We start from the raw sequence: 8,575 nt of genomic DNA on the forward strand, positions 1-8,575 counted from the left end.
CCTCAGTCCATCCGCTCGTAGGCGGCCGTCGTGAGGAAGTCGACGTACTCGTCGGCGACGGCGACCTCCATGAAGGTGCTCCGCGCCTCGTCGTAGTCGGAGGGGTCGCCGGGGAGCTTCGCGACCTCCTCCTCGACGACGCGGTCGACGAGCTCGCGCGTCACCGTCTCGCCCGTGTCGGCGAGGACGACGCCGTTGTGCAGCCACTGCCACACCTGCGACCGGGAGATCTCCGCGGTCGCGGCGTCCTCCATGAGGCCGAAGATGGCGACGGCACCGAGGCCGCCCAGCCAGGCGCGCAGGTACTGGATGCCGACGGACACGTTGTTGCGCAGGCCCGCCTCGGTGACCGTGCCCGGCGTCCGGTCCACGGACAGCAGGTCCGCCGCGGTCACGTGCACGTCGTCACGGACGCGGTCGATCTGGTTCGGCCGCTCCCCCAGCACCTCGGTGAAGACCTCCTTGCAGGTGGCGACCATGCCCGGGTGCGCCACCCAGGAGCCGTCGAAGCCGTCGCCGGCCTCCCGCGCCTTGTCGGCGCGGACCTTCGCGTACGCCTGCTCGTTGGCCTCGGCGTCCTTGCTCGGGATGAAGGCGGCCATGCCGCCGATCGCGTGGGCGCCGCGCTTGTGGCACGTCGACACGAGCAGCTCGGTGTAGGCCCGCATGAACGGCACCGTCATCGTGATCTGGTTGCGGTCCGGCAGCAGGAACTCGCCGCCTCGCGTGCGGAAGTTCTTCACCACGGAGAACAGGTAGTCCCAGCGGCCCGCGTTGAGCCCGGCCGAGTGCTCGCGCAGCTCGTAGAGGATCTCCTCCATCTCGAACGCGGCCGGGATGGTCTCGATCAGCACCGTGGCGCGGATGGTGCCGTGCGGGATGCCGAGGGCGTCCTGCGCGATGACGAACGCCTCGTTCCACAGGCGCGCCTCGAGGTGCGACTCCATCTTCGGCAGGTAGAAGTACGGCCCGAGGCCCTTCTCGATCTGCCGCAGGCCTGCCGTCGCGACGTACAGCGCGAAGTCCACGAGCCCGCCGGACGTCTGCTCGCCGTCGACGAGGACGTGCTTCTCGTTCATGTGCCACCCACGGGGGCGCACGATGATCGTCGCGAGGTCCTCGTCGGGCTTGAGCGCGTACGACTTCCCTGCCTCGTTCGTGAAGTCGATCCGGCGCTCGATCGCGTCGAGCAGGTTGAGCTGGCCGCCCACAACGCTGCGCCACTGCGGCGTGTTGGCGTCCTCCTGGTCGGCGAGCCACGTCTTCGCGCCCGAGTTGAGGGCGTTGACCGTCATCTTGCGGTCCGTGGGGCCGGTGATCTCGACGCGGCGGTCGACCAGGCCGGGGGCCGGGGGTGCGACCCGCCAGGAGTCGTCGGCGCGGACGTGCGCGGTCTCCGGGAGGAAGTCGAGCGTGCCGCCCTCGGCGAGCGACCGACGTCGGCGGGCCCGCGCGTCGAGCAGCTCGAGGCGGCGGGCGCCGAGCTGCCGGTGCAGGGTGACGACGAGGTCGAGCGCGGCCGGGGTGAGCACCTCGGTGTCGCGCGCACCGATCTCGGCGGTGATGGTCAGGCCGTCGGGGAGCTCCACGACAGTCCCTCCTTGTTCTCGTGCTGCTCGTTGCATTGCGGAATCTCAGTTACGCCTGGTGAAAACTCGCTGGTGGCACCCTAGCGGGTGGGGCCCGCTCCGGCACCCACGAGACGCGCGCGCAGCGCGGCCACGTGCCCGGTGGCCTCGACGTCGTACTCCGCGCTGCGGACGGTGCCGTCGGGGTCGAGGACGAAGGTGCAGCGGTGCACCCCGTCGAAGGTGCGGTCGCCGACGGTCTTCGGGCCCCACGTCCCGTAGGCGTCGGCCACGGCGTGGTCCGCGTCGCTCAGCAGGGGGAACGTCAGGCGCTCCGCCTCCACGAAGGCCCGGACCTCCTCGACCGGGTCGGCAGAGACACCGACCACGGCGTACCCCGCCCCCGCGAGGGACGCGAGGTTGTCCCGGAAGTCGCAGGCCTCGGTGGTGCACCCGGGCGTGCCCGCGCGCGGGTAGAAGTAGACGACCACGCCGCGGTCCGCGCCGGCGCGCACCTGGGCGAGGGCCACCGTGGTCCCCGCGGAGTCCGGCAGGCTGAAGTCGGGGGCGGTGTCGCCCGGCTGGAGTCGAGTCATCGTGCGTCCTCGTTCGTTCTTCTCGGTGACGGGGCTGACGGGGCTGACGGGGTGGACGGCGGCGGCGCGGCTCAGGCCTCGCCGCGGCGCAGCAGGGTGCCGGTCGGCTCGTCGCCCACCTCGCGCCCCCGCAGCAGCGTGCGCCGCACCATGCCCGTGAGGTCGTGGCCGACGTACGGCGTGACCGGGTTCTTGTGGTGCAGACGGGCAGGGTCGACGACGAACGTCGCCTCGGGCGCGAAGACCGCGAGGTCCGCGTCCTTGCCCACCGCGATGCCGCCCTTGCGCTCCAGGCCGACCAGGGCGGCCGGCCCGGCGGACATCCAGCGCACGACCTCCTCCAGCGGGACGCCGCGGCGGCGCGCCTCGGTCCAGACCACCGCGAGCCCCAGCTGCAGCGACGCGACGCCGCCCCACGCGGCCGCGAAGTCCCCGGAGGCCGGCTCCTTGAGGTCTGCGGTGGCCGGCGAGTGGTCGGTGACGACGACGTCGATCACGCCGTCGCGCAGTCCCTGCCAGAGCCGGTCCTGGTTGTCCTGCTCGCGGATCGGCGGGCAGCACTTGTACGCCGTCGCGCCGTCGGGCACGTGGTCGGCGTCGAGCGAGAGGTAGTGCGGGCACGTCTCGACGGTCAGCCGGACCCCCTCCGCGCGGGCGGCGGCGATCATCGGCAGCGAGTCGGCGTCGGACAGGTGCAGCACGTGCGCCCGCGCGCCCGTCGCGCGGGCGGCGTCGATCAGCGCCGCGATCGCCGTGGACTCCGCCTTCGCCGGGCGCGAGGCGAGGAAGTCCCGGTAGGCGCGGCCGGGCTGCTGCGGGGCGTCCTCGAGCGTGCCCGGGTCCTCCGCGTGCACGATCATCATGGCCCCGAACGCAGTGAGCTCGGCGAGGTCCGCGCGCAGCTCCGCGTCCTCCAGGTGCCCGAACTCCGGCACGCCGGAGTCCGCCAGGAAGCACTTGAAGCCGAAGACGCCCGCGTCGTGCAGGGGGCGCAGGTCGGCCGTGTTGCCCGGCACCGCCCCGCCCCAGAACCCGACGTCGACGAACGCCTGGTCCACCGCGCGCTGCTGCTTGACCTCCAGGTTCGCGACCGAGGTGGTGGGAGGCAGCGAGTTCAGCGGCATGTCGACGATGGTCGTCACGCCGCCCGCGGCCGCGGCGCGCGTCGCGGTGGCGAAGCCTTCCCACGCGGTCCGTCCCGGCTCGTTGACGTGCACGTGCGAGTCCACGAGGCCGGGAAGCAGCACCTCGTCGTCGGCGAGCTCCAGCACCTCGGCGCCGGCGAGCCCGGCGCCGAGCGGGACGACCGCGGCGATCCGGCCGTCGGTCACACCGACCTCCACGGCACGCTCGCCGTCGGGGGTCAGCGCGCGGGCGGCGCGGACGACGAGGTCGTGGGGCGTGGTCATGCGTTCTCCAGGGCGGTCGGGGCGGCCAGGGCGGTCGGGGCGGCCAAGGCGGTCGGGGCGGTCGGTGCAGCCGCCGGAAGGTGGGCGACGAGCCGCGCGGCGAGGATCTCCAGCAGCGGGCCGGCCTCGGCCACGCAGCGGCCGACGTCGGGCTCGACGTCGGTGAGGGCGTGGACGGCGCCGATGCCGGCGGCGCCGGCCTCGGCTGGGGTCAGGGTGGTCCGGCCGCACACCGCGACCGTGGGGACGCCCGCCGCCGCGGCCGCGGCGGCGACACCCACCGGCGTCTTGCCGTGCAGGGACTGCCGGTCGAGGCTGCCCTCGCCCGTGACGACGAGGTCGACCCCGGCGACACGGTCCGCGAAGCCCGTGAGCGCGAGCACCTCCTCCACGCCCGGCCGCCGCTCGGCGCCGAGCAGGAGGCAGGCGAAGCCCACACCACCGGCGGCACCCGCGCCGGGCGCCGCGGCGTGCCCGCGCGCACCGGTGACGCCGCCCGTGGCGAGGACGTCCACCCAGGTGGCGAGGCCCAGCTCCAGCTCCGCCAGCGCGGCCGGGTCGGCCCCCTTCTGCGGCCCGTACACCGCGGCCGCGCCGTCGTCGCCCAGCAGAGGGTTGTCCACATCGCTCGCGAGCACGATCTCCGTGTCCGCGAGCGCAGGGTGCAGCGGCGAGAGGTCGACGTCGACCAGCTCGTGGAGGTGGCCCCCGCCGTCGGCGAGGTCGCCCGCGCCCGAGGTGAGCCGGGCCCCCAGGGCCGCCAGCATGCCGGCTCCCCCGTCCGTGCTGGCAGAACCGCCCACGGCGACGACGATCTCGCGGGCACCCGCGTCGAGGGCGTGCGCGATCACCTCGCCGAGCCCGCGCGACGTGGCCGCGAGCGCCGTCTGCGGCGTCGGGCGCACCATCTCGAGCCCGGTGACCGCGGCCATCTCGACGACGGCCGTGCCGCCGCGGCGGGCGTACCGGGTCGGCACCGGCTCCCCCAGCGGCCCGGTCGCGACCAGGTCCACCGCGGTGAAGCCGGCGGCGAGGCCAGCCTCGAGGGTGCCCTCGCCGCCGTCGGCCACGGGGAGCTCGCAGGCGACGACGCCGGGCGCCGCCCGGCGCAGGCCGGCCGCCAGGTGGGCGGCGACCTGGCCCGCGGACAACGAGCCCTTGAACTTGTCGGGCGCCAGGAGCACGCGCGGCGCGCGGGCCTGCCGGACCGTCGTCATCGTCGCTCCCCTCCCCGCCCCGTCGTCGTCCATCGTCTCTCCCGTCACCGTCGTCCGGGTCCCGCTCAGTCCAGCAGCGCGAGGGCCGTGGGCGAGTCGTCGGCCGAGATGGACAGGTCCTCGAACTCGTTCACGCCGTTGAGCTCGGCGCCCATCGCGATGTTGGTGACACGCTCGAGGATGACCTCGACCACCACGGGGACGCGCAGCTCGGCCGTCATGGCCTGCGCCTTCGCGAACGCCGCGGCCAGGTCCTCCGGGTCGGTGACCCGGATCGCCTTGCAGCCCAGCCCCTCGGCGACCTTGACGTGGTCCACCCCGTAGCCCTCGGCCTCCCCGTCACCGTGGCCCATGTTGATGTTGTCGAAGGCCAGCGACACGTGGAAGTCCATGTCGAAGGCGCGCTGCGACTGCCGGATCAGGCCGAGGTAGGCGTTGTTCACCACGACGTGCACGTAGGGCAGGTGGTGCTGCGCGCCCACGGCGAGCTCCTCCAGCATGAACTGGAAGTCGTAGTCGCCGGACAGGGCGACCACGGTGCCGTCGGGCAGCGCGCGGGACACCCCCAGGGCCGCCGGCCCGGTCCAGCCCAGCGGGCCCGCCTGGCCCGCGTTGATCCAGTGCCGCGGGCGGTAGGTGTGCAGCAGCTGGGCGCCGGCGATCTGCGACAGGCCGATCGTCGTGACGTAGACGGTGTCGCGGCCGAACGCCTTGTTCATCTCCTCGTACACGCGCTGCGGCTTGATCGGCACCTGCGTGAAGTGCGTCTTGCGCTGCAGCGTGCGCTTGCGCTCGCGGGCGCTCTCGGCCCAGGCCGACCAGTCCGGCACCTGGCCCGCGGCCTTGCGCTCCGCCGCGATCTCGACCGCGGTGCGCAGGAACGCGCCCGCGTCGGAGACCACCCCGTAGTCGGGCGCGAACACGCGGCCGATCTGCGTGGGCTCGATGTCCACGTGCACGAAGGTGCGGCCCTCGGTGTAGGTCTTCAGCCCACCGGTGTGGCGGTTGGCCCACCGGTTGCCGACGCCGAGCACGAAGTCCGACTCCAGGAACGTCGCGTTGCCGTACCGGTGCGAGGTCTGGATGCCCACCATGCCCGCCGTCAGGGGGTGGTCGTCGGGGATGGCGCCCCAGCCCATGAGGGTCGGGACCACCGGCACGCCGAGGGTCTCGGCGAGCTCGACGAGCTCCGCCTCCGCGCCGGCGTTGATGATGCCGCCGCCCGCGACGACGAGCGGGTGCTTCGCGGCGAGCAGCATGTCGAGCGCCTTGGCGACCTGCGTGCGGGTGGCCTCCGGCCGTTCCACGGGCAGCGGCTCGTAGGTCTCGGGGTCGAACTCGATCTCGGTGAGCTGCACGTCGATCGGCAGGTCGATGAGCACCGGTCCGGGGCGGCCCGAGCGCATGAGCTGGAACGCCCGCTGGAAGACCCCCGGCACCTGCGACGCCTCGAGGACCGTCTTCGCCATCTTCGAGACCGGCGCGGCGATCGACGCGATGTCGACCGCCTGGAAGTCCTCCTTGTCCAGCTTGGCCACTGGGGCCTGGCCCGTGAGGCACAGCATCGGGACGGAGTCGGCCCAGGCCGCGTAGAGGCCGGTGATCATGTCGGTGCCCGCGGGGCCCGAGGTGCCGACGCAGATGCCGATGTTGCCGCGTGCGGCGCGCGAGTAGCCGTCGGCCATGTGCGACGCCCCCTCGACGTGCCGGGCGAGCACGTGGTGGATGCCGCCGTGCTGCCGCATGGCGTCGTAGAAGGGGTTGATGGCGGCGCCGGGGAGGCCGAAGGCCTCGGTGGCGCCCTCCTTCGCCAGGATGGCGACCGCGGCGTCGACCGCGCGCATGCGGGGCATGGTGCTCTCCTTCGAGTCTTCGGGGATGTCGGGGTCGGGCGCGACGTCAGGCGCGACCGGACAGGCGCGCGACGGCGTTGAACAGGCCGGAGTGGTCCAGCGAGCCGTCGCCCTCGGCGCGGGCCGCGGCCATGAGCTGCGCGACGACGGCGCCGACGGGGGCGACGACGCCTTGCTCGCGTGCGGCCGTCGTGAAGATGCCCAGGTCCTTGTGGTGCAGGTCGATGCGGAAGCCGGGGGCGAACTCGCGGGCGAGCATCTTCTCGGCCTTCTGGTTCAGCACGGCCGAGCCGGCGAGGCCGCCGCCGAGCACCTGGACGGCTGCCTCGGTGTCGACCCCGAACGCCTCGAGGAAGACCACGGCCTCGGCGAGCAGCGCGATGTTGCCGGCGACGATGAGCTGGTTCGCGGCCTTCACCGTCTGGCCCGAGCCCGAGGGGCCGACGTGCACGACGGTCTTGCCCACGGCGTCGAACACCTCGGCCGCGGCGGCGAAGTCCTCGGGCGCGCCGCCCACCATGATCGACAGGGCGGCGTTCTTGGCGCCCGCCTCACCCCCGGAGACCGGGGCGTCCAGGTAGCGGAAGCCGGCGGCCCGGGCCCGCTCGGCCAGGGCGGTCGTCACGTCGGGGCGGATCGACGAGAAGTCGATGATCAGCGTGCCGGGCTGCGCGTTCGCCAGGACGCCGTCGTCGCCGGTGAGCACCTCCTCGACGTCCGGGGAGTCCGGGACCATGAGGGCGACGACGTCGGCCGCCTTGACGGCCTCGGCCACGGACGACGCGGCCGTGCCGCCCGCCTCGACGAGCGGTGCCGTCTTCTCGGGGCTGCGGTTGTAGCCGACGACGGAGTGCCCGGCGTTCTGGAGGTGGACGGCCATCGGGCTGCCCATGATGCCGAGGCCGATGAAGGCGATGGTGCTCATGATCGAAGGTCCCTCTCGTCAGGTGCGGGTCGCTGCTGCGGTCGACGCGGTCAGGCGGCGGTGCCGTGGCCGCGCTGCTCGCGCGGGAGCCAGGCGAACGGGTCGGCGTCGGACGTCTTGTACTCGAGGCCGACAGGCCCCGCGTAGCCGGCGGCGCGCAGGTCGGCGACCCAGCGCTGGATCGGCAGGTCGCCGCTGCCCGGCGCGCCCCGCCCGGGGGCGTCGGCGACCTGGACGTGGGCGACGCGGTCGCCGTAGGTCTTGAGGTCCAGGTCGACGTCGCCGCCGTTGACCGACAGGTGGTAGACGTCGAGGAGGAGGCCGAGGTTCGTGGCCCCGTGCTCGTCGCGGACACGGTCCAGGACGGCCACGACGTCGGCCGACGACGTCAGCGGGTAGGCGGGCACGCCCGAGACCGGCTCCAGCAGGACCGTGCCGCCGACGCGGCCCACGGCCTGCGCGGCGAGCGCGAGGTTCTCGGCGCCGAGCTCGTCCTGGACGGCCGGGTCCACGCCGTCGACGCGGTTGCCGTACAGGGCGTTGAACGCGCGGCAGCCGGTGCGCTCGCCGATGCGGGCGACGACGTCGAGGTTGGCGCGCAGGTCCGCCGAGCGCTCGGGCCAGGAGATCAGGCCGCGGTCCCCGCCGGGCATGTCGCCGGCGTCGAAGTTGAGGCCGGTCAGCTGCACGCCGGCGTCGGCCAGGGCCTTGACGAGCGCGTCGACCTCGTCCGTCCCGGGCGTCGGGGTCGCGAAGGGCCACCAGAGCTCGACGCCGTCGAAGCCGGCCGCCTTCGCGGCCGCCGGGCGCTCCAGGAGCGGCAGGTCCGTGAGGAGGATCGAGCAGTTCACGGTGTAGGGGATCTGGTCCGTCATCGCTGACTCGCTTTCGCCAGATGGAAGGTTCATTCCTTGTTGTGAAAACGCTACGCCGACCCGGGGGGATCGGTCAACCCCCGCCCGGGGCCGTCCCGCGGCGCGGTCGTGATCCCGCGCACACGCCGACGG

General features: G+C 73.7%; 7 protein-coding genes. All 7 read right to left on the minus strand.

The features are described 5' to 3' along the window. Positions 1-2: 2 nt before the first annotated feature. Positions 3-1,625: a malate synthase A gene (aceB, locus tag ACFT55_RS16825; RefSeq protein ID WP_380244992.1), complete on the minus strand. Its 1,623-nt coding sequence runs from the start codon at positions 1,623-1,625 to the stop codon at positions 3-5. Positions 1,626-1,669: 44 nt separating this feature from the next. Further along, positions 1,670-2,164: a thioredoxin-dependent thiol peroxidase gene (gene bcp, locus ACFT55_RS16830; RefSeq protein WP_380244993.1), complete on the minus strand. Its 495-nt coding sequence runs from the start codon at positions 2,162-2,164 to the stop codon at positions 1,670-1,672. Positions 2,165-2,235: 71 nt separating this feature from the next. Beyond that, complete coding sequence (allB, locus tag ACFT55_RS16835; RefSeq protein WP_380244994.1) at positions 2,236-3,573, minus strand: allantoinase AllB; 1,338 nt, start codon at positions 3,571-3,573, stop codon at positions 2,236-2,238. Continuing rightward, positions 3,570-4,790, minus strand: a complete 1,221-nt coding sequence (locus tag ACFT55_RS16840; RefSeq protein ID WP_380244995.1) for a glycerate kinase — start codon at positions 4,788-4,790, stop codon at positions 3,570-3,572. The genes allB and ACFT55_RS16840 overlap by 4 nt, the downstream gene beginning before the upstream one ends. A gap of 65 nt (positions 4,791-4,855) precedes the next feature. Further along, on the minus strand, positions 4,856-6,643 hold the full coding sequence (gene gcl, locus ACFT55_RS16845; RefSeq protein ID WP_380244996.1) for a glyoxylate carboligase: 1,788 nt from the start codon (positions 6,641-6,643) through the stop codon (positions 4,856-4,858). A gap of 46 nt (positions 6,644-6,689) precedes the next feature. Then, the gene (locus ACFT55_RS16850) at positions 6,690-7,568 is read right to left on the minus strand and encodes a 2-hydroxy-3-oxopropionate reductase (RefSeq protein ID WP_380244997.1); all 879 of its coding nucleotides are present in this window, start codon (positions 7,566-7,568) and stop codon (positions 6,690-6,692) included. Positions 7,569-7,618: 50 nt separating this feature from the next. Then, a complete protein-coding gene (locus ACFT55_RS16855) occupies positions 7,619-8,431 on the minus strand; it encodes a hydroxypyruvate isomerase family protein (protein ID WP_380244998.1) in 813 nt (270 codons plus the stop codon). Between the last annotated feature and the right edge of the window lie 144 nt (positions 8,432-8,575).

It is taken from the genome of Isoptericola sp. NPDC057191, assembly GCF_042670225.1.
Taxonomy (GTDB): Bacteria; Actinomycetota; Actinomycetes; order Actinomycetales; family Cellulomonadaceae; genus Isoptericola.